Raw genomic sequence first — 21,297 nt, 5'->3', positions numbered from 1 at the left:
GAGGGAGCTGCCGCGGAGTGGGCGGCGGCTCAGGTCGCGGGGGTGCGCGACCACCCCCGGGGGCGGATGGCGCTTCTGTCACGCACCTATCACGGACCGGTCGGGCGCGCGCCGCGGCACCTGCCTTTCCGGAGGGCGGCGATGTCGTTCATGCGTTGGCAGGTCGAGCGCGGGGTGCTCAATCCTCCGGACGCAGACCCTCCAGGGAGCCGGTGGTGGCGGGAGGTCAATGACCGGCTGCTGCGCGACGGTTGTGAGGCCATGGCGCGCTCGGGTGGCCTGCGGGGGGAGCAGTCCTCGCCGGCGATCGACCTGTGGTCGGCGTTCATCAGTGCACCGACATCCTGGAGCTGGTATCGCGCTCACAACGCGAGCGTCGTCTCCGCCTACCTGGACAACCGTGATCTCGCCGAGTCGGAGTCAACGACCGAGCGCTTCTTTCTCAACGTTGTCCTGCTCCGTGTTCTGTATGCGCACGCGCTGGTCGCGGCGCCGCGGCTGTCGCTGGGCCGGTTCGCTGTCCTGGGCCGGGCCCTCGGGGATCCGCGGCTCGGGATGGCGGGAATATTTCTCTCACTCGGCCGGGTCCTTCCCGACCGCTACCCACCCGACGAGGATCTGCAGGTTTACCTCGCAGAGGAGCATGGTATCGGGCGGCTACTCGACTACGGCGTGATCCAGCCACGACTTCAGCAACTGTATGAGTGGTCCGCACTGGAACTCGGTCTTCCGGGGCTACGCGGCCTGGTACGTGACGGCAACCCGACCTATGCGTGGCCCTACGTGGAACGACACGTCTGGGCATCCGGCAGCGCATCGCTGCCGGTGCGCGTTCTGCGACGGGCGACGTCGCCACGATGAACGAGGACCCCAAAGGGAGAGATCGTTCACGCCTTCTCCCCGGCAAGGGCTGCCTCAGGGGATGAACGCGTCACTGTTTATGAGGGCCGGCGTGGCAGGGTTCTGTGCCGAAGCACGGGCCGTTCTCAGTCGCTTGTTCTGATCGGGAACTGTGGTCCTTCGCCTCGTTCGAAACCCTGGAGATTGGCGATCGTGACCTCAGCGATCCGCGTCAGCGCATCGGTGGTGAAGAAACCCTGATGCCCTGTCACCAGGACGTTCGGGAACGTCAGTAGCCGCGCGAACAGATCGTCGTCGAACGCCCCTCGTTCCGACCTGTCCTCGAAGAAGAGGGCGCTCTCCTCCTCGTAGACATCGATTCCGAGATAGCCGATAATCCCGCTCTTGAGGCCGGAGATCACGGCGGCTGTGTCCAGAAGACCGCCACGACTCGTGTTCACGAGCATCACACCGCGCTTCATCCGAGCCAGCGCATCGGCATCGACGATGTGGTGTGTAAGCGGGGTCAACGGGCAGTGCAGTGATATGATGTCCGACTCGTCGAGAAGCTGGTTCAGTGCGACGTATCCGACGCCGAGTCGTTCGCACTCCGGGTTACGTCTGACATCATGTGCGATCACTCGACATCCGAATCCCGTCATGATCCGCGCGAAGACGGTGCCGATCGCCCCGGTGCCGACCACTCCTACGGTGCGTCCGTGGAGGTCGAAACCAAGTAGGCCAGTGAGAGCGAAGTTGTACTCACGCACCCGGTTGTAGGCCCGGCACACATGGCGGTTCAGGGCCAGGATCAAGGCGACCGCGTGCTCGGCGACCGCATGCGGACTGTAGGCCGGCACGTGGGCGACGACAATATCGAGCGAACGAGCACAAGCGAGGTCGACATTGTCATACCCAGCCGAGCGCAGCACCACTAGTCGGATGCCGTCCGCGGCGAGCCTGGTCAGCACGCCGGCCGACACCTCATCCTCGACGAACACGCAGACCGCGTCATGTCCCTGCGCCAGACCCGCAGTCTGTTCGGTCAACCGGTGCTCAAAAAAATTGAGCTCCAGGCTACCGGTCTGAGCGCTGCTCAGGAAGCTGCGGTCATAGTCCTTCGACGAGAAGACCGCGACCCGCACGTTTCGTCCCCGTTCTTTCGTCATGCGTCTGTTTCTTTCCGAGCAATACCGACGCGGAGACGGCGGCAGCACACGACCCGGCCACGATCATCCTTGCTGGGCGTCATTTTACCCGATGTCATTCCTCACGGTTCCCATCCCACCAGGCCTGCCCGGCGTGTCGGGCCGGAAAGCATGCAGGTGATGCGCTGACCCCTGAGACCGCCAGGCATAGCGGGGGGACGCGGTTGAGCGCCCTGGTCGACCCTGACCAACCGGCGATCCCCGGCGACGGGCTCCCCTACGCACAACTGGCCCGCGAATGCGGCGGTGACGGTTACGGCCAGCCGAGGCAGGAGCGATGCCTAGAGGCATCCACGGATTGTGACCGACCCTCCAGATCCTCGACGACGATGCCGACCGGTCGTCAGCGAGGCTGGAAGTGCCTCCGGCGGGCTTCGGCCCAGGAGCGGAACGGTCGGGCCGGAGACCCGGTGATCCGTCTCGCGCAGCCAGGCGAGCTGGGCTGCCACGCTCCCGACGGCCTGCATCAGGCGTTGTCCTTCTACGCGGCGTCCTCCGGCGCGGTACGCCCGGTCTGGCCGGTCGGCGGGTTCGAGGTCCGCGGCGTGTGAGGGGGAGTTTCGTCACGGGTGCCGAGTACGGCGGAGATGGCTTCGCCGCAGAGGGTTCGCACCAGTGTCATGTCGGCCGCGCCGGACTGGGTGAGCGAGAGGGCCGCGACACCGCGGGCCATTCCCGTGATCATGATGGCCGCGGCATCGGCGTCGATGTCCTGGCGGATCGATCCGTCCTGTTGGCCACCGCGGATCGTCTCGGCGAGCTGGTCATGCGTCTGCCGGTCCACCTCGATGACGGTGGGTAGCGCCGCCTCTGCGGGAAAGGTGGCGCCCCACAGCACGACGACAGCACGCTCCTCCGGAGAGTCCGCCGTGGTGAAGACCTGGAGGTAGGTCTCGATGGTCGCCCGCAGCACCTCGAGCCTGGAGAGCCCGTCAACGCGTTGACGCGCCTGCCTGAGCGCCTCCGTGGTCGCCCCCAACGTCCGCTCATGTGCCCGCTCGGCGAGCCGGGCGATCAGGACGTCCTTCGACCCGAAGTGGTAGGCGGGCATCGCACGGCTGATCCCGGCGCGGGCGCCGATGCTGCGCAGCGACGCACGCTCGATCCCACGTTCCGCGATCAGCTCGGCGGCGGCCCGCAGCACCGCCTCCTCGGAGGCCGCGCGCCGTTCCGCCTGAGTCCGCCTCGCCCCGCTGGCCGCCGTCACGATCCGTCACTTTATGAATCTGTCAGTCGACCGTCAAGTATTGACTTGCCTGTCGACTGACAGATAACTATGAAGCTCACTTCGTCGTGAGGAGACGTTGACGTGCCACGTGCGATCGTGTTCAAGGGTGACGAGACCTGGGAGCTTCGAGAGGTCCCGAAGCCGGCCTTAAGGCCGGGATGCGCGGTGCTGCGGGTCGAGGCGGTCGGTATCTGCCACAGCGATGTCGACCAGTTCAGGGGGCACGCGCCGGTGCCCTCGGGTGGGGTGTTCCCCGCCGTTCCCGGTCACGAGATCGTCGGTCGGATCGACGAGATCACACCGGAGGCGCAGGCGCAGTTCGGCGTCCGGGAAGGCGACCGGGTCGGGGTCCGTTCAGTAGTGCGCGGACCAACCGGGAGCAGGGTTTACGGGTTCGACTTTCCTCTTGATGAGGGATCCGGGCTCTTCGGCGGCTATGCCGACTACATGGAGCTCGTGCCCGGCTCGGAGGTCCACCGGCTTCGCGACGACCTGCCGGCGACCGAGTTGACGGTCTACGAGTGCCTGACCAACGCGATCACCTGGATCCGGTCCGTGCAGCCCGGCCAGACTCTGGTGGTGGAGGGCCCTGGCCACATGGGGCTGGCCGCGATCGTCGGCGCCCGCGCGGCCGGCGCTGGAACGATCATCGTGACCGGGCTGGCCGGCGACCGGCTCCGACTCGACACCGCGCTCGAGGTCGGCGCGGATCACGCCATCGATGTGGAGAACGAGGACGTGGTCGCCCGCGTCGCCGAGATCACCGGCGGAGCGATGGCGGACGTCGTCCTCGACGCCGCGTCAGGCAACCCGGTGACGCTGAAGACCGCCATGCGGATCGCCCGGACCGGCGCCACGATCGTCGCGGCCGGGATGAAGGACCGGCTTCTCGACGGATTCGACGTCAGTCAGATCCCGCTGCGTCACCTGACCATCGCGCCCGGCGGCGGCCTCGACCTGGCCGGCGCCTGCACAATGATCAACGAGGGGAAGGTGCCCACCGGCGTGCTCCACGGCGCGTCGTTCCCGCTGGAACAGTTCGAAGACGCGCTGGCGCTGGCCGATCGACGCGTGCCCGGCCAGGACGCGGTACGCGTCTCCCTCAAGGTGGCCTGAGCGACAGCCACGCACGTCCCTGTCGAGATATCCCGCGGACCCGCGCCGCCCCCCACGACGCCGTCGGCTCCGGCACGGCAGAGCCCTGCCACCACAGAAAGAAGGCGAAACCGATGGAAAGCTTGGGTATCGAGTTTCTCAGCGTCTTCGGAATGCCACCGGTGGACTTCGTCTCCCTGGCCGCCGATCTCGGCTGCCGGCACATTTCCACCGGCCTGGAATCCAATCCGTACAGCTCACTTGGCTACCCTCCTTTCTCGTTACGCGAGGACGCCCCGCTGCGACGGAACATGATCGCGGCGATGCGTGACCGCGGCATCTCCATCTCACTCGGCGAAGGTATGAACGTCCGCGCGGGTACTGATGTCCGCGACCGGGTTCCCGATCTTGAGCTTATGGCGGAGCTGGGTGTCCGACGAGTCAACACCGTCTCCCTCGATCCCGATCCGGACCGCAGCGTGCAGCAGTTCGGACTTCTCGCCGAGCTGGCGGCGTCGTTCGGTATGGAGACGACCATCGAGCCGGGCCCGGGCCTGACAATCGGGGATCTACCGACGGCGCTCCACGCCATCCGCCAGGTAGGGCGGCCGGACTTCCGTCTCCTCATCGACACGATGCACATCATCCGGTCCGGTTCCACTCCCGACGACATCGCGGCACTGGACTCCGACGTCGTCGGCTACATCCAGCTCAGCGACGCGCCGCTGGTCCCCGCCAGCTCCGACTACATGACGGAGGCGATGTTCGAGCGGATGGTGCCGGGCACGGGTGAACTGCCGTTGCTCGACCTGCTCACGGCGCTGCCCCGCGACCGGGTGATCGGACTCGAGGTACCGATCCGCTCACAGGCAGAAGCCGGCGTCAGCCCCCATGACCGGCTCGCCCGGTGCGTCGAGGCGACTCGCGGCCTCCTGGCCCGGCTGTAGTTCGTCTGGCCGCCAACCGGCCGCGACCGAACCTCACCAGCCGCTACCGCGCACGGTGTGGGATCCGTTGCGACGTCGCCCCCGCACGCGAACGCCCAGGCAATCCGCGGTTCCTAGGGTCATCACGGTAACCGGACTACGCAGCCGACCGGAGGAACGATGACCACGACGTTGGATCCGATTCCGACTGCCACCACCGCACCGCCGACTGGCGGGCTGATCCGGGGGCGATGGCTGGAGGACTGGCGTCCCGAGGACGAGCGGTTCTGGGACGGAGGAGGCCGGGCGGTCGCCAGGCGCAACCTGCTCGTGTCGGTGTTCTCCGAGCACATCGGGTTCTCGATCTGGTCGCTGTGGTCGGTGTTCGTGCTGTTCCTCGGCCCGAATTACGGGATCTCCGCTGACCCGAAGCAGGCCGCCGCCGAGAAGTTCATGTTGACGATAGTGCCGACCGCGATCGGTTCCGCTGTGCGGCTGCCGTACACGTTCGCCGTCGCGAAGTTCGGCGGACGCAACTGGACGGTCATCTCGGCGGCGCTTCTGCTCGTCCCGCTGATCGCCACCGGGATCGCGTTGAAGCCCGGGACGAGCTACGCGACGCTGCTGGTCCTGGCCGCACTGGCCGGCGTCGGGGGCGGGAACTTCGCCTCGTCCATGACCAACATCAACTCCTTCTTTCCGCAGCGGCTCAAGGGCGCGGCGCTCGGGCTCAACGCCGGCGGGGGCAACATCGGGGTCGCGACTGTCCAGTTGATCGGATTGCTCGTCATCGCGACCGCGGGGAAGGATCATCCGCGGGTCATGGTCGCGATCTACCTGCCGTTGGTGGTGATCGCGATCGCGGCGGCCGCGCTGCTACAGGACAACATCGCCAACGTGCGGAACGAGAAGCGGGCGATGCGCGACGCCTGCGGCGACGTGCACACCTGGCTGATCTCGCTGCTCTACATCGGGACGTTCGGCTCGTTCATCGGCTTCGGCTTCGCGTTCGGGCAGGTGCTGTCCAACGAGTTCGGCTCCCATTTCCTCTCCGCGGCAACCGGCAGGGTCGACCCGGTGAAGGTCATGTATCTGACGTTCCTCGGGCCGCTGACCGGCTCGCTCGTCCGCCCGGTCGGCGGCTGGCTGGCCGACCGCCTCGGCGGTGCGCGGACGACGCTGTGGAACTTCGCCGCGATGGCGGCGGCCGGCAGCATCGTGCTCGTCGCCTCGAAGCAGGGCTCGCTGCCGCTGTTCCTCGTCGGGTTCATGGCGCTGTTCGTCTTCAGCGGGATCGGCAACGGCTCGGTCTACAAGATGATCCCGGCGGTGTTCCGGCTACGCACGGACGGAGACCAGGAGGCACGGCGCATCGCGAACGCCGTGATCGGCATCGCCGGCGCGATCGGCGCCTTCGGCGGTGTGCTCGTCAACATCGCGTTCCGCCAGTCGTTCCTGAGCAGCGGCAACGGCGACGCGGCCTACGTCGGCTTCATCGCCTTCTACGCACTCTGCCTCGCGGTCACCTGGGCCGTCTATGTCCGGCCGTCCGAGAATCGCGCCGCCGGCATCTGAGACACCGGGATGGCCTGGACACCGGGACAACCTGGACGCCGAGACGGCCTAGAGGCACCCGGAGGAGGCGGATACCGGCTCACAGTCGAGCCGGTATCCGCGCTTCACCACGGTCCGGATGAGGGCGGGGTCGCCGAGCGACGTGCGCAGGCGGCCCACGGCGACCTCGAGCGCGTGCTCGTCGGTCGTGCCGGTCAGGTTGAGCAGGTCCGCCCGGGAGACGACATAGCCAGGCCTGGCCGCCAGGGCGCGCAGCAGCGTCATCGAGGCGGCGGGCAGCGCGACGAGCGCACCGTCGACGGCCACGGCGTGGCCACGGACGTCCAGCGCGCGCTCGCCGACGCGCAGTCGCAGGCCACGCCGGATGGGCACCTGCTCCACGATCTCCCGGACAAGCGCGCCCAGACGTCCCCGCGTCGGGATCACGCACGGAATCCCAGCCCGCCCGAGGGGAGCGGCCGTCACCGGGCCGACGCAGGCGGCGACAACCGGGCCGCGCATCGCCTCCGCGGCGGCGGATCGCAGCGCCATCTCGTCGGCTGTCTGCAGGAAGCTCGCGGCGGCGGGCGCGCTCGTGAACGCGACCGCGTCCAGCGACCGTGCCGCGACGCATTCCACCACGCGGCGGACGGGAGCCATGTCCTGCGCCGGGACCCACCGGTAGACGGGAATCTCGATGACTTCGGCGCCGGCCGCGCGCAGCGTCTGGACCATGTCCGGCAGTGGCTCGCCGTGCAGCTGCACCGCGATCCGCTTGCCGTCCAGGCCGCCGTGGGCGGTCAGGTATGACATGACCTCGGAGGATGACTCCGACTCGGGTGACCACGCCTCACGCAGCCCGGTCGCCCGGATCGCACCGCGCACCTTCGGCCCGCGCGCCAGCAGATCCGCCGACTCGAACGCCGCGACCAGCCGGTCGGCGAGACCCCACGTCTCGGCCGCGTCGACCCAGCCCCGGAAGCCGATTCCGGTGGTGGCTACGACGACGTCCACGGGTGCGGCGATGCAGCGTTCGGTGGCCTCCCGCAGCTGGGCGTCGTCCGCGAGCGGCACGATGCGTATGGCGGGGGCGTAGACGACCTTGGCGCCGCGCCGCTCCAGGGCCGCGCCGAACTCCTCACGCCGGCGCGCCGCGGTGAGCGCGACCGTGTAACCGGCGAGCGGCTCGACGGGCGCCGTCAGGCCGGAGTCGGTCACCGCGACGCTCGCCCGGCTTCCGTCCCGACGCGGACCTCCACGCGACCGGCGCGTTCCCGCACCGGGTAGGTCGGGATGGCGACGCCGTCCGAGTCCAGGCAGCGGCCGGTGCGCAGGTCGAAGACCTGCTTGTGGAGCGGGGAGGCGACCGTGGGGGTCTCGCCCCGGGAACCCACGATGCCCCGGGAGAGCACGAACGCCCCGGTGAACGGATCCCGGTTGCCGACGGCGAAGAGCGCGCCGTCGTAGGTCCGGAAGATCGCGACCTGGACGTCACCGAGCAGAGCGGCGACGCCCCGCTCGACGGGGAGGTCGCGGGAGCCGCAGACGCTGTCCCACACGTCGGCCTCCACAGCCCCCGCGGCTTCCACGGCCTCTACGGCCTCCACAGCCTCCACGGTCCTCACGACACCACCTCCAGGGTCGGGCCGGCGATCAGCGGTTTGATCTGGCCGCGCTCGGGCGCCCACTGGATGGACGGGTCCGGCACCTCCGGTGCGTTCACGAAACTGACGAACCGCCTGAGCCGCTCGGGGTCGGCGAGGGTGTCAGCCCACTCGTCAGAGTAGTGCGCGACGTGCGATTCCATGGCGGCGTCCAGTTCGGCGCAGATGCCGAGGCTGTCGTCGACGAGCACGCCGCGCAGGTACGCCAGTCCGTCCTGACCGTCCGCGGACAGCGACTCGACCCAGGTGGACGTCCGCTGCAGGCGGTCGGCCGTTCGCGCATAGAACATGATGAAACGGTCGATGGTCCTGACGAGGGTCCCGGTGTCGACCGAGGTGAGGAACAGGTCGGCGTGCCGCGGGCGCGCTCCCCCGTTGCCGCCGACGTAGAGGTTCCAGCCGGTATCCGTGGCGATCACGCCGATGTCCTTGCCCTGCGCCTCGGCACATTCGCGGGCACAGCCGCTGACACCAGCCTTGATCTTGTGAGGACCGCGGATGCCGCGGTAGCGCAGTTCGAGGTCTATCGCGAGGCCGACCGAGTCCTGGACACCGTAGCGGCACCACGTCGAGCCGACGCAGCTCTTCACGGTCCGCATCGCCTTCCCGTAGGCGTGGCCGGACTCCATCCCGGCGTCGACCAGACGCCTCCAGATCAGCGGCAACTGCTCGACCCGCGCCCCGAACAGGTCGACGCGCTGCCCACCGGTGATCTTCACGTAGAGGCCGAAGTCGCGGGCCACCTCGCCGATGACGATCAGCTTCTCCGGCGTGATCTCCCCGCCCGGGATGCGGGGCACCACCGAGTAGGTGCCGTTCTTCTGGAGGTTCGCGAGGAAGTGGTCATTGGTGTCCTGCAGTGCGGCCTGTTCTCCGTCCAGGACGTAGCCGTGCCCCAGGCTGGCCAGGATCGAGGCCACGGCGGGCTTGCACGTGTCGCAGCCGCGGCCACGTCCGTGCCGCTGGACGAGCTCGGTGAAGGTGCCGATCCGTTGACTGCGGGCGATCTCGAAGAGCTCGGCCCGGGTGACGTCGAAGTGCTCGCACAGCCCTGTGCCGACCTCGACGCCGGCCTCGGCCAGCAGTGGCTTGAGTAGGGCCACGCAGGACCCGCAGGTCGTGCCGGCCCGCGTACACGCCTTGATCCCCGCGACGTCGGTGAGACCGTGCTCGACGATCGAGTCCAGGATCGCGCCCTTGGAGACGTCGTTGCAGGAGCAGATCTGCGCCTCGCGAGGCAGGGCCCCCGCGTCGAGGTCGACTCCGCCGGTCGGGGCGATCATCGCGACGGGGTCCGCCGGGAGCCGCCGCCCGACCAGCGGGCGCAGTGCCGCATAGCGGCTCGCGTCACCCACGAGGATGCCACCGAGCAGCGTGCTGGCGTCGTCGGAGACGACGATCTTGGCGTAGGTGTTCTCCACCGCGTTCTCGACGCGGACCTCCAGCGCACCCGCCGTGGCCGCGAGGGCGTCACCGAAGCTGGCGACGTCGACACCGAGCAGCTTGAGCTTCGTGCTCAGGTCCGCGCCGGTGAACGTGGCGTCCCGGCCGAGCAGCTGCTCGGCGACCACGGAGGCCATGTCGTACCCCGGGGCGACCAGGCCGTACACATGACCGTCGACGACGGCGCACTCCCCGATGGCGTAGATGGACTCGTCGGTCGTGCGGCACCGTGCGTCCACCGCGACGCCGCCGCGCGACCCGACAGCAAGGCCACACTCACGCGCCAACTGGTCGCGGGGACGGATGCCGGCGGAGAAGACGACGACGTCCAGGTCGAGCTCGGTGCCGTTGGCCAGGGTGGCGAGCAGCCGTCCGCCGCTGGGCTCGACGGCGGCCACGGACGTCGCCGTGTGGACGGTGACGCCGAGGCGCTCGATCAGTCGGCGGAGCACCGCGCCGCCGGGCTCGTCCACCTGGAGCGGCATCAGCCGCGGCGCCAGCTCCACCACGTGCGGGCTCATGCCGAGCAGGCGCAGCGCCCGCGCCGCCTCGAGCCCGAGCAGCCCACCGCCGACGACCAGCCCGGCCCGGCGGCCACGCGTGTGTTCGGCCGCGGCAGCGGCAGCGGCGCGGATGGCGTCCAGGTCGTCAAGGGTCCGGTAGACGAAGCAGCCGTCCAGGTCCCTGCCCGGGACCGGGGGGACGAACGGGTACGAGCCGGTGGCCAGCACGAGGACGTCGTAGTCGAGGGTGCGACCGCGGCTGGTGGTGACGGTCGAGGCGGCCCGGTCGATCGCCGCGACGGACTCGTCCAGATGCAGCGTCGCGTGCGGGCTGTCGTAGGTGCCCGCGGCCACGAGGTCCAGTTCGGCGGCGCTCACTCCGTCGAAGTAGGACGAGAGCGCGACGCGATCGTACGCACGGCGCGGCTCCTCGCCCACCACGGTGATCGAGAACCGGCCCCCGGTGTCGCGTTGCCGCAGTGTCTCCACGAACCGCTGGCCGACCATACCGTTACCGACGACGACGACGTGCTTCCGGCGGGTTGCGGGCATGAAGCAGTCCCCTCTCCGCTCTGGGTTGGTGCCACCTTGACCACCGCGAGTTATCCCGGGCGGTCGGCACGGTTACTTCGCCGAAACGGATTGCTCGCCACGCGCCGTCCGCCGTGGTGAGGGGACGGTTGCGCGACCGCAACCCGACACGCGAGCCCGGGTAACCCGGCTCTGGAACCGTCGCACTGTGTCAGCGCCGTCTATCGCCCCACCCGCAGGACACCGCACAGTGCGCCTGGGGCTTCTGTGACCACCAAGGTCGCGCTGGACCGGGTCCGCACCGTGTGCGCGTACTGCGGTGTCGGCTGCGGGATCGTCCTCGAGGTCGACCGCGGTGGGGACACCCCGCGGGTCGTCCGTTCCACAGGGGATCCCGATCATCCGGCGAATCGTGGCCGACTGTGCACCAAGGGCGCGACCACAGCCGAAATGCTCAACGCGCCCGGACGGCTCACCACCGCGCTCGCCCGGGCCGGCCGCGACGAGGAGCCGGCCCCGGTCGACGTCGACACGGCGCTCGACCTCGCCGCCGCCCGCCTCGCGGCGCTGCGCGACGAACACGGCCCGGACGCCATCGGCATCTACACCTCCGGCCAGCTGAGCATCGAGGCGCAGTATCTGATCACCAAGCTCGCCAAGGGCTTCCTGCGCACCCAGTACCAGGAGTGCAACAGCCGGCTGTGCATGGCCAGCGCCGCCTCGGGCTACAAGCTCAGCCTCGGTGCGGACGCTCCCCCCGGCAGCTACGACGACTTCGACCACGCCGACGTGTTCCTCGTCATCGGCGCGAACATGGCCGACTGCCACCCGATCCTGTTCCTGCGGCTTATGGATCGTGTCAAGGCCGGCGCGAAGCTCATCGTGGTCGACCCCCGCCGGACGGCGACGGCGGACAAGGCCGATCTGTTCCTCCAGCTCCGGCCGGGCACGGACATCGCACTGCTCAACGGACTGCTCCACCTGCTGCACGCCTCCGGCGCGGTCGACGAGTCGTTCGTCGCCGCCCACACCGAGGGCTGGGCCGCCATGCCCGACCTCCTCGCCGGCTACGACCCGGCCACTGTCGCCGGCATCACCGGTATCCCGGAAGACGACCTACGCGCCGCCGCGGCACTCATCGCGGCCGCCGGGAACTGGATGAGCTGCTGGACGATGGGACTCAACCAGTCCGCCCACGGGACCTGGAACACCAACGCTCTGATCAACCTCCACCTCGCGACCGGCGCGATCTGCCGCACCGGGAGCGGGCCGTTCTCGCTCACCGGACAGCCCAACGCGATGGGCGGCCGCGAGATGGGTTACATGGGGCCGGGCCTACCCGGGCAGAGGTCGCTCCTGGATCCCGCCGACCGCGCACACATCGAGCAGCTCTGGGGCCTGCCGGCGGACACGATCCGCGCGGACCACGGCAACGGCACGATCGGAATGTTCGAGCAGATGTCGACCGGGGCGATCAAGGCGGCATGGATCATCTGCACCAACCCGGTCGCCACCGTGGCGAACCGCCGCACCGTCATCGAAGGCCTGGAGACGGCCGAGTTCGTCCTCGTCCACGAGGCCTTCACCGAAACGGAGACCACCGGTTACGCCGACGTCGTCCTGCCCGCGGCCGTCTGGGCGGAGACGGCCGGCGTGATGGTGAACTCCGAACGGAATCTCACCCTCGCCCAGCCCGCGGCGGACCCGCCCGGCCAGGCACGCGCCGACTGGCAGCTCATCGCCGGGATCGCCGCCCGTCTGGGATATGCCGACCACTTCACCTACAACAGTGCGCAGGAGGTGTTCGACGAGCTGCGTCAGGCGTGGAATCCGGTGACCGGATGGGACCTACGCGGCATCACCCACGACAGACTGCGGGACGGGCCGATGCAGTGGCCCGCACCGCCAGGCGCCGGCGCTCGCAACCCGATCCGTTACCTGACCGACGACGGCCCACGGTTCCCGACTCCGTCCGGGAGGGCGAAGTTCTGGCCGCGGCCGCACGTCGACCCGCAGGAGATGCCCGACGAGCAGTACCCATATCTCCTCAACACAGGTCGCCTCCAGCACCAGTGGCACACCCTGACCAAGACCGGGCGCGTCGGGCGACTCAACAAGCTCAACCCGGCCCCGTTCATCGAGATTCACCCGGACGACGCCGCGGCACTCGAAATCTCCGCAGGGGACCAGGTGGAGGTCGCCTCGCGGCGAGGGCGCGCCGTCCTTCCCGCCGTCGTCACCGACCGGGTCCAGCCGGGCAACTGCTTCGCCCCGTTCCACTGGAACGACATGTTCGGCGAGTACCTCGCGGTGAACGCCACGACATCCGACGCGGTGGACCCTGTCTCCCTGCAGCCCGGGTTCAAGGCCAGCGCCGTCGCGCTCACGCGCGTCCACACGCCCACGACGGCCCAGCCTCCGCCCACCGTCACGAACGACGTACTTCAGGCGGGCAACGTGGCCTCAGCCCTTCAGGCGGGCGACGTGGCCTCCGCCGCCCCCGTCGCGAGACTGCTCGGGCTTGCCGGGACGGCCGCCCCGGCGCTTAACGACGATGAAAGCACCTATCTGGCTGGCTTCGTGGCGGGCCTGGGTCTCGACCTGGCGCGCGGACCGCTCACCTCGGTACCCACGCTCCCGCCCTCGGCACCAGTCACCGCGCGGACGGCCCTGTGGGTGAACGGCGTACTGGCCGGTCTCTGGTCACGCCTTCCGGCCGAAGGACACGAGATCTCGTCGGGGACAGGCGAGCGCAGGGTGCTGCTCGGCTGGGCCTCCCAGACCGGCAACGCGGAACGGGTCGCCGAACAGGCCGAGGCGAGGCTGACCGAGTCCGGCGCCGTCGTCACCAGGCTGTCCCTCAACGAGATCGACCACATCGCCCCGCGCACCGACCTCGTGGTCGTCACGAGCACCTTCGGCGACGGGGAGTCCCCCGACAACGGCTCCGAATTCCTGGCGAGGCTGCGAGCTCGCTCGATGCCGCTCGACGACGTCCGCTTCAGCGTGATCGCCCTCGGTGACAGCAGCTACAGCGACTTCTGCGGCCATGGCCGGCGTATCGACGAGCTGCTCGCCGAACTCGGCGGACTGCGCCTGGCCGACCGGGTCGACTGCGAGCCGGATTTCGACGAGGCGGCCCAGGCCTGGCTCGACCGGGTGCTTGCCGCTCGCGCAGGGGCCTCCCCCACCAGACCCGAGCCTGCGCCTGTGTCTGTGCCTGCGCCTGCGCCGCCGGTGTCGCGGCTCCCGGGCGCGTCCTCGGCCCCGCGGGTGAGCGAGACGCACCGGGTGATCCTGGCGGGCAACCGACTGCTCAGCGGCGCGGGTTCAGCCAAGGAGGTTCGCGAGTTCCTGATCGACCTGGGGGACAGCGACCTTGGCTATGAGACCGGTGACGTCCTAGTCCTGCGGCCCAGCAATCGCGCCGAGCTGGTCGACGAATGGCTCAGCACGACAGGTCTGCGCGGCGACACGATCGTCGAACTGCCCCAGTTCGGCCAGACAGAGCTCGCCGTCGCCCTACGCGACCATCTTGAGATCGCGAAGCCATCCCGCGCGTTTCTCACCTTCGTGGCTGAGCGCAGCGGCTCACGCCACCTCCAACGTCTGCTGCGCGGCGACCGTGCGGATCTTGACGGGTGGCTGTGGGGACGGCAGACCGTGGATGTGATCGCCGAGACCGGCACGCACGCCTCCGCGCAGGAGTGGTGCGAGCTCCTCAGGCCCCTACGCGAACGCCGGTACTCGATCTCGTCGTCGGCCGAAGTCTCGCCTCGGCGGATTCGGACACTTGTGTCCGTGGTGCGCTACGACGCACCCTCGGGCGCGGCACGCACCGGCGTGGCGTCGGCGTTCCTCGCCGATGCTCCGGCCGGTACGCCAATACAGGTCGCCGTCGCCCGCTCCTCGGGATTCGCCCCACCGTCCGACCCGGAGACGCCGATGATCATGATCGGCCCGGGCACCGGGCTGGCCCCGTTCCTCGCCTTCCTGGACACGCGCCGGGCCCGCGGTCACACCGGTCGCAACTGGCTCTTCTTCGGCGAGCAGCGCAACGCGACCGACTTCTACTACAGCGATGAGCTTGCCGAGTTCGCGCGGTCGGGACTGCTGACCCGACTCGACACGGCCTTCTCCCGCGACCAGCGAGCCAAGATCTACGTGCAGGACCGTATGCGCGAGCGAGGCGCACCGCTGTGGCGCTGGCTGTGCGAGGGCGCCGTGGTCTACGTGTGCGGAGACGCGGCACGGATGGCCAGGGACGTCGACACCGCCCTGCGCGACGTCGTGGCGAAGCACGGGGACCTGAACGCCGAACAGGCCGGCGACTATGTCCGACAGCTCATCACCGACGGGCGTTATCTTCGCGACGTCTACTGACAACAGTCGACTGGCGCGGGATCGTGCTGTCGTCATGTCCCCAAGCGTAGGGACCGGACGGATCGTCAGTACCTTCGGAAGGCGTCGATCCCTGATTCATGACCTGCGCGAACTGCTGCCGGTAGGTCGTCGTGATCCACAGGCTCTCGATGGCGAAATCCGCGAGCTCCAACCCGTCCGCCTGCTTCACCCACCGGAACGCGATGGAGCTCGTCTCCGGGGCGGCGGTGCTGCGGAATGTTCCGTGGACCGTCCCAGGCTCCTCATTCGGCCTGGTCGGCAGGATCTTGAACGTGGTGACCTGGACGAGAGTATCCGCGAAGAACCACCCGGCCACCTGCGTGAACAGCTCGGTCAGCTGCTTCCCCTGTTCCGGATTCGCGATCCTCCACGGGTGGCCGACCGCTGCCCGTGGATGGTTCGACCGGGCGACGGCGGCCACAAAGCTCGTCGACGGCCAGATAATATTTCTGGATCGTCTGGACGCACACCTACTGTGGCACTAGGGTCATAGCGCCCGCCAAGCCCTTTACACGCGACAGCGGCCTCTGCCGTGCACAGATATCAGGAGCGCGCATGAGACGACGCCGGCCAGGTCGATTAGCCCCGCTTCTGCTCTCCCTCGCGGCGGTCACAGCTCTGACCAGTGTCGCGGCCTGCGCTGACGACGTTGGCGGAGACACGCCCACCCAGACAGCGACGCCGACCGTCAACGCGGCGAGGCGCACCGGGACGACCGTCACGGGACCGACGACCAATGGCGACCGTCCGAACCCCTTCTCGCTCCCGGTGTTCGACCTCGCCAGCTATGGCTACACCGCCCAGGAGTTCATCCTCGACGGCAACGCCACCTCCTACGCCCCGGCGCCGGGCACGCAGCTCGGTACGGATGGCCGCTGGACGTTGCGGCCGGCCGCCACGGCACCGTTCAGGACGCGGATTCTCGTGATCCGTCCCAGCGAGCCCAGGAAGTTCAGCGGCACCGTCTGGCTGTCCTGGCTCAATGTGACGGCCGGATTCGAGATCGGCAGCTTCACCCACGAGAGCGTGCGCGACGGCGACGCCACCGTTTACGTGTCGGCTCAGAAGGTCGGCCTCGACGGAGTTCCCGGAGCCGAAGGAAACGGCCTGCGGAACTGGGACCCGCATCGTTACGGATCGTTGACCCATCCCGGCGACAACTTCTCCTACGACATCTTCACGAAGGCCGCGCTCCTCGTCGGGCGCGAGCGTGGAGAGCTGCCGATCGACCCGATGGCCGGATTTGACGTCAAGCACGTGTTCGGCACCGGCGCATCCCAGTCCGGCTTCCGCCTGACCTCCTACCTCAACGGCGTCCAGCCCCTGAGCAAGGCACTCGACGGCGCCCTGTTGATCACCAGCTTCGGGCGCGCGGCCGATTTCCAGATAGCCGCGGAAGTCGACGACGCCGCCGCCTCGCTCACCCGGCCGCCCACGCGAATCCGCGATGACCTCGGCATCCCGTCGATCCTCGTTAGCACGGAGACCGAGGCGGAGTCGATCCACCCGGCGCGTCAACCGGACTCGGCCACGTTCCGATTCTGGGAGATCGCGGGTGCCGCCCATGCCGGGGGCGGTTCCGACACCATCGGCGACGTGGTCAAGCTCTTCACCCGCGACGGCCTCACCCTGCCCGCGGCCGCTCTCGGGTCGACCTCGGGCGCAGTCGGCGCGACGGCGGCTCCGAACTCGCTCAACTGGCAGCCGGTCGTGTCCGCCGCCAGCACGGACCTGGTGAGGTGGGCCTCGGGTGGAGCCCCGCCGCCGGCACTGCCCCGTATCGCCTTCGCCGGAAACCCGCCGCGCATCGAGCGGGACACCTACGGCAACGCCCTCGGCGGTATACGGATGCCGGAGCTCGAGGTTCCCGTCGCGACCTACAGCGGTACCGTCCCGGGCGCCTCCCTGATGGACTCCCTGTTCGGAACGATGTCACCCTTCCCGACCACCCGCCTGCGGACCCTCTACCCCGACCGCCAGGCCTACCTCGCCGCCTACGACCACGCCGTCGACGAAGCCGTGACAGCCGGATACATCCCCGCCCGCGACACACCTGCGCTCAAGGCGACCGCGGCGGCCAACGCAGCCGAGCTGTTCCCCGAACGCTAGTGCCGAGTCGAACATGACTCAGTGTGAGGCCGTCAGGGTGGCCGCTGAAGAGGCCGCATTCCGTCGGACGGCGTCGTCACCCTCCCCCGCGTGTGCCGCGGCTCCTCGTAGCCTGGTCGAATGACGTGGCAAGCGCTGCACATCTCACAGCCCATCGAACGCGCCCCCGCGGCGGTCGCGGCCTTCGCCGGGAACCCGGAGAACCTTCCCCTGTGGGCGGCGGGCCTGAGCAACGGCATCCGGCTCGAGGAAGGGCGCTGGGTGACGGATTCACCGATGGGAACGGTCGAAGTCTCCTTCACGGGTCCGGTGCAGCACGGTGTGCTTGACCACGATGTGACGCTCCCGGACGGAACGGTGGTTCACAACCCGCTCCGAGTACTGCGCAACAGTGAGGGCAGCGAGGTCGTCTTCACGCTCTACCAGCTGCCCGGCGTGGCGGATGGCGATTTCGATCGGGACGCGGCGCTCGTGCGTGCGGACCTTGGACGCCTGCGGAGCCTCCTGGAGTCCTGACGCGGGAATGCATGCGGGAGCGCGGTCAGCCGGGCGGACGTCGGTCGTCGCAGGAGTCCCGGAAGGGGTCGGTCCGCCATAGCTCCATCCGAGGCAGGTCCTGTCGCCGCTGACCCAGGCCACGTACACGTGGGCATAGATCGTCGAGCTGTCCTCGGCGCGGGTCCCGAGGCAGTACATCTCGGCGTCCACCTCGTTGCGGAGGTCGCCGGGGCAGTCCGGCGTGTACTCCCCTCCCGCGTCCCACATCCGGCGCATCGGACCGATCTGGGCCTCGACCTCGGCTTCGGGCACCACCAGCCGGAGCGTCGACTCAGGGGTGTCGAGGCCCCTGACCGGGCGAGCGCCCTTGGTCACCCGTGACCCATCACATGCTTCCCGTGGATACGGTCAGAGGGGAACACCTGCTCGGTCCACGAGTTCGAGACTTCGTCTCCACAGTTCGGCTCGTGCCTGCTCGCCGTAGGCCTGGATGTTGGGCCTGGTGTCGCGAGTCCGGTCGAAGAAGCGGCCGGTGACACCAGCGACGGCGTCGTCGGTCACGAGCCGGTGGGTGGCGGAAACACCGTCGTCGATGCTGTCGATGTGATGGCCGATCTCCGCCAATACGATCTTGGTTGGCATGTAGGTCGCGGGGTGCAGGCTGTTGACCGTCACTTCGGCGCCGGGCAGCCGTTGAGCCAGCTCGAAACCGGACATGATCTGAGCGAGCTTGCTTTGGCCATAGGCGCGAGTGCCGCTGTAACCGCGCTCGATCATCAGGTCCCCCAGGTCAAGAGGGTGCTGGCCGATGGAGGCGACGTTCACGATGCGGGCCGGGGCGGACCGGCGCAGCAGCGGGAGCAGATCGAGGGTGAGGAGGAACCCGGCCAGGTAGTTGACGGCGAAGCGCAGCTCATAACCGTCGGCGCTGGTACGGCGGGTACGTCCGTCGGGGTGGCCGGCACCGATGCCTGCGTTGCTGACGAGCACGTCGAGCCGGTCGGTGACCGCCTGCACGTCGCTGGCGAGGCGGCGCACCTGGGCCAGTTCGGCCAGATCAGCCTGCATGATCCTGGGCCGCGAGACACGGTGGGCGGTCTGGATGTCGTCGGCGGTACGGGCGAGCTTGTCGGGGTCACGACCGTGCAGGATCAGGGTGGTGCCTTCGGCGGCGAGCCGGTGCGCGAGAGCGCGGCCGTGGCCGTCGGTGGCGCCCGTGATCAGAACCGTCCGCGGGCCGGTCATGTGCTCCTCGCCTCCGGTGCGGTGGGCGTGTCTACGGCGGTTTGTGGTTGGGCGGTCCGTGGTTCGGCGAGCGTGGCGACGAGCTCGTCGATCAGGTTCTCGTCGACGAGTTGGCTGGTGGCGAGCATTCGGTACCAGATGACGCCAAAGATCAGGTCGACGGCGGTGCCAGGAGAGGGGACGGGCGGCAGGTCACCGCGGGTCCGAGCACGGTCGAGAATGATCCCGAGCGCGTCCCGGCGGCGCTGCAGGAACGCGGCCCGAAACCGGTCCCGGAACTCCTCGTCGATCTGCGCGTGGGCCATCAGCGCCCGCAACGCGTCGACGACCCGCCGGTCACGGCCCAGCCGGAAGCTCGCTGCGAGGAAGGCGCGCAGGTCGGCGGGGTAGCTGCCCTCGTCCGGGATGGGTACGTGCAGGTCAGCCTTGGTGGCCAGCGCGTCGAGCAGCACATCGGCCTTGGACGGCCACCATCGGTAGATCGTCTGCTTGCCCGCACCCGAGCGAGCCGCGATGCCCTCGATGGTCAGGCCGGCGTAACCGACCTCGCCCACAAGCTCGACGGCCGCGGCCAGGATGGCCAGCCTGCTCTCCTCGCTGCGCTTGCGCCCGGGGCGGTCCGGAGCGGTGTGGTCGGTCACGGCGTCCATGCTAGCGTCAATTCGAGACGAGACGTACCGGTTTGAATTAGGAGATCACATGGACGAGCGCACCGCGTTGGTCGTCGGCGGCACATCGGGCATCGGCCTGGCCACCGCCCGGCGGCTGCAGGCCCTCGGCGCGACGGTCCATGTCGTCGGCCGTGGCAGGCAGCGCCTCGACGACGTCGCCGCGAGCGACCCGGCGCTGATCGGACACCGGGCCGACGGCGGGAACCGTGCCGAGATCGCCGCCGTTCTTGAAGCAATCGACCTCGTCGACTGGCTGATCATCACCCTCAGCGGCCAGGAGGGCGTGGGGCCCATCGTCAACCTGGACCTCGACGTGCTCCGCCGAGCCTTCGACGCGAAGTTCTGGGCCCACCTCACCGTCCTCCAGGCAGCGCTGCCGCACCTCACACCGTCCGGCTCCATCACGCTGCTGGGCAGCGATAACCGCCCGCGCGACAATGCCGGGAACCGCTGGCATCGCGTCCCTCAACGGCAGAGGTCACCGTCGTCGCGAACGCCGCCCGAGCACACAAGGCGACGTCCGGCACCTCGACAGAGCCAGCCGCCAACGGAGCGCCGGTGCCGCAAAGCAGAAGGCGCCGGAACCTCCGACGGACGGTGGAACCGACTGGCGGCGGAGGTGGCCCGGTAACCAGGGATGTCGCAACCAGGGATGTCGACCGTGTGATCGATACCCGACTCTTGCCGGCATGGCCGAATATCGGTGCTAGCCTCCCCCGACTGCACTACTCCGGGGGTTGACGTGGCACGCACTTGCATCATCGTTGCGACGAGGACCGTGGTGGTGGTCGCGGCGGTGGTCGGACTGACCATGGTCCTGGGCGGGTGCGAGGGCGGTCAGCGGCAGGAGGCTGTGTCCGCATCAGTCGGCGTCGACGTTGCCGCCTCCTCGACACCCGTCGCCACGGCATCCCCGACGCCCGTCGTCGTTGCCTCCTCGACACCCGTCGCCACGGCATCCCCGTCGCCCATCGCCGCGATCGCTGATGCCGTGAAGCGTGATCCGGCGATCGCCTCGGACGCAGCCGTCGAAAAGATCACGATCTCCTCGATCGATTCCACCTGGGCCTCCGCCGCCACCTCCTCGCCCTCCGCCGGTGGTGCCCGGGCGGTGCTGCACGAGACCGGCGGCACCTGGAAGGTCGTCAGCTTCGGCTCCTCCGAGGTCGGCTGCGACGACGGCGTACCCGCCGCCGTCATGACCGAATTCGGCCTGGAATGCCCCAGCTGACCTGGTCACCGGTCTGGACTGGCCGGAGCTGGATTCCAGGCTGCGGGAGCGGTAGGTAGGTCCTTGCTCAGACCTACATCCGTCAGTAACGACGGTTGGCGTGATCAAAGATCGGTGATCTTTCCCTTTCCGGCTTGTTGATGGTGT

16 protein-coding genes and 1 pseudogene are annotated in these 21,297 nt (G+C 68.9%); 9 read left to right on the top strand and 8 right to left on the bottom strand.

What is annotated here, in order from left to right:
* The first annotated feature begins 141 nt into the window (after positions 1-141).
* On the top strand, positions 142-861 hold the full coding sequence (locus MXD62_RS15740) for a hypothetical protein (protein WP_248830002.1): 720 nt from the start codon (positions 142-144) through the stop codon (positions 859-861).
* Positions 862-986: 125 nt separating this feature from the next.
* On the opposite strand, the gene MXD62_RS15735 is transcribed toward MXD62_RS15740, so the two are convergent.
* Both MXD62_RS15735 and MXD62_RS15730 read right to left on the bottom strand, forming a co-directional pair.
* Positions 987-1,985 carry a 2-hydroxyacid dehydrogenase gene (locus MXD62_RS15735; RefSeq protein WP_368862409.1) on the bottom strand — a complete coding sequence of 333 codons (999 nt, stop codon included), beginning with the start codon at positions 1,983-1,985 and terminating at the stop codon, positions 987-989.
* Positions 1,986-2,529: 544 nt separating this feature from the next.
* Complete coding sequence (locus MXD62_RS15730; protein WP_248830000.1) at positions 2,530-3,255, bottom strand: TetR/AcrR family transcriptional regulator; 726 nt, start codon at positions 3,253-3,255, stop codon at positions 2,530-2,532.
* 102 nt (positions 3,256-3,357) lie between these two features.
* Between MXD62_RS15730 and MXD62_RS15725 the strand changes: the two genes are divergently transcribed.
* The 3 genes from MXD62_RS15725 to MXD62_RS15715 all read left to right on the top strand — a co-directional run bounded on the left by MXD62_RS15725 (position 3,358) and on the right by MXD62_RS15715 (position 6,872).
* Positions 3,358-4,392, top strand: coding sequence for a zinc-binding dehydrogenase (locus MXD62_RS15725; RefSeq protein WP_248829999.1), 1,035 nt, complete (start codon positions 3,358-3,360; stop codon positions 4,390-4,392).
* Between the two features lie 113 nt (positions 4,393-4,505).
* Positions 4,506-5,318, top strand: a complete 813-nt coding sequence (locus tag MXD62_RS15720; RefSeq protein WP_248829998.1) for a sugar phosphate isomerase/epimerase — start codon at positions 4,506-4,508, stop codon at positions 5,316-5,318.
* A 159-nt stretch (positions 5,319-5,477) separates the two neighbouring features.
* Entirely contained in the window at positions 5,478-6,872 is a 1,395-nt protein-coding gene (locus tag MXD62_RS15715) for a NarK/NasA family nitrate transporter (RefSeq protein WP_248829997.1), read from the top strand.
* Between the two features lie 48 nt (positions 6,873-6,920).
* Here MXD62_RS15715 and MXD62_RS15710 read toward each other — a convergent pair whose 3' ends face one another.
* Genes MXD62_RS15710 through nirB form a run of 3 tightly spaced genes read right to left on the bottom strand, consistent with a single transcriptional unit; the run spans position 6,921 to position 11,013 of the window.
* Positions 6,921-8,069: a uroporphyrinogen-III synthase gene (locus MXD62_RS15710; protein ID WP_248829996.1), complete on the bottom strand. Its 1,149-nt coding sequence runs from the start codon at positions 8,067-8,069 to the stop codon at positions 6,921-6,923.
* Complete coding sequence (gene nirD / locus MXD62_RS15705; RefSeq protein ID WP_368862408.1) at positions 8,066-8,422, bottom strand: nitrite reductase small subunit NirD; 357 nt, start codon at positions 8,420-8,422, stop codon at positions 8,066-8,068. Before nirD ends, MXD62_RS15710 begins: the two co-directional genes overlap by 4 nt.
* Before the next feature lie 50 nt (positions 8,423-8,472).
* Complete coding sequence (gene nirB / locus MXD62_RS15700) at positions 8,473-11,013, bottom strand: nitrite reductase large subunit NirB (protein ID WP_248829994.1); 2,541 nt, start codon at positions 11,011-11,013, stop codon at positions 8,473-8,475.
* A gap of 246 nt (positions 11,014-11,259) precedes the next feature.
* Between nirB and MXD62_RS15695 the strand changes: the two genes are divergently transcribed.
* Complete coding sequence (locus MXD62_RS15695; protein ID WP_248829993.1) at positions 11,260-15,375, top strand: bifunctional nitrate reductase/sulfite reductase flavoprotein subunit alpha; 4,116 nt, start codon at positions 11,260-11,262, stop codon at positions 15,373-15,375.
* Here MXD62_RS15695 and MXD62_RS15690 read toward each other — a convergent pair.
* Positions 15,341-15,817 carry an ABC transporter substrate-binding protein gene (locus MXD62_RS15690; protein ID WP_248829992.1) on the bottom strand — a complete coding sequence of 159 codons (477 nt, stop codon included), beginning with the start codon at positions 15,815-15,817 and terminating at the stop codon, positions 15,341-15,343. The two genes, MXD62_RS15695 and MXD62_RS15690, sit on opposite strands and share 35 nt — an antisense overlap.
* A 134-nt stretch (positions 15,818-15,951) precedes the next feature.
* On the opposite strand from MXD62_RS15690, the gene MXD62_RS15685 reads away from it, so the two are divergent.
* On the top strand, positions 15,952-17,505 hold the full coding sequence (locus MXD62_RS15685) for an alpha/beta hydrolase domain-containing protein (protein ID WP_248829991.1): 1,554 nt from the start codon (positions 15,952-15,954) through the stop codon (positions 17,503-17,505).
* Between the two features lie 120 nt (positions 17,506-17,625).
* The gene (locus MXD62_RS40705) at positions 17,626-18,021 is read left to right on the top strand and encodes an SRPBCC family protein (protein ID WP_368862406.1); all 396 of its coding nucleotides are present in this window, start codon (positions 17,626-17,628) and stop codon (positions 18,019-18,021) included.
* Positions 18,022-18,411: 390 nt separating this feature from the next.
* On the opposite strand, the gene MXD62_RS15675 is transcribed toward MXD62_RS40705, so the two are convergent.
* Entirely contained in the window at positions 18,412-19,248 is an 837-nt protein-coding gene (locus MXD62_RS15675; protein WP_248829989.1) for an SDR family NAD(P)-dependent oxidoreductase, read from the bottom strand.
* Positions 19,245-19,898 carry a TetR/AcrR family transcriptional regulator gene (locus tag MXD62_RS15670; protein ID WP_248829988.1) on the bottom strand — a complete coding sequence of 218 codons (654 nt, stop codon included), beginning with the start codon at positions 19,896-19,898 and terminating at the stop codon, positions 19,245-19,247. Before MXD62_RS15670 ends, MXD62_RS15675 begins: the two co-directional genes overlap by 4 nt.
* 49 nt (positions 19,899-19,947) lie before the next feature.
* On the opposite strand from MXD62_RS15670, the pseudogene MXD62_RS15665 reads away from it, so the two are divergent.
* Together MXD62_RS15665 and MXD62_RS15660 are read left to right on the top strand one after the other, a co-directional pair.
* Positions 19,948-20,389 (top strand): annotated as a pseudogene (locus MXD62_RS15665) (SDR family NAD(P)-dependent oxidoreductase); the annotation flags it as partial.
* Between the two features lie 272 nt (positions 20,390-20,661).
* Complete coding sequence (locus MXD62_RS15660; protein WP_248829986.1) at positions 20,662-21,150, top strand: hypothetical protein; 489 nt, start codon at positions 20,662-20,664, stop codon at positions 21,148-21,150.
* Positions 21,151-21,297: the final 147 nt, after the last annotated feature.

The organism is Frankia sp. Mgl5 (genome assembly GCF_023242985.1).
Lineage (GTDB): Bacteria > Actinomycetota > Actinomycetes > Frankiales > Frankiaceae > Parafrankia > Parafrankia soli.
The sequence above is the reverse complement of the archived record's forward strand: the minus strand, read 5'-3'. Positions and strand labels throughout refer to the sequence as shown.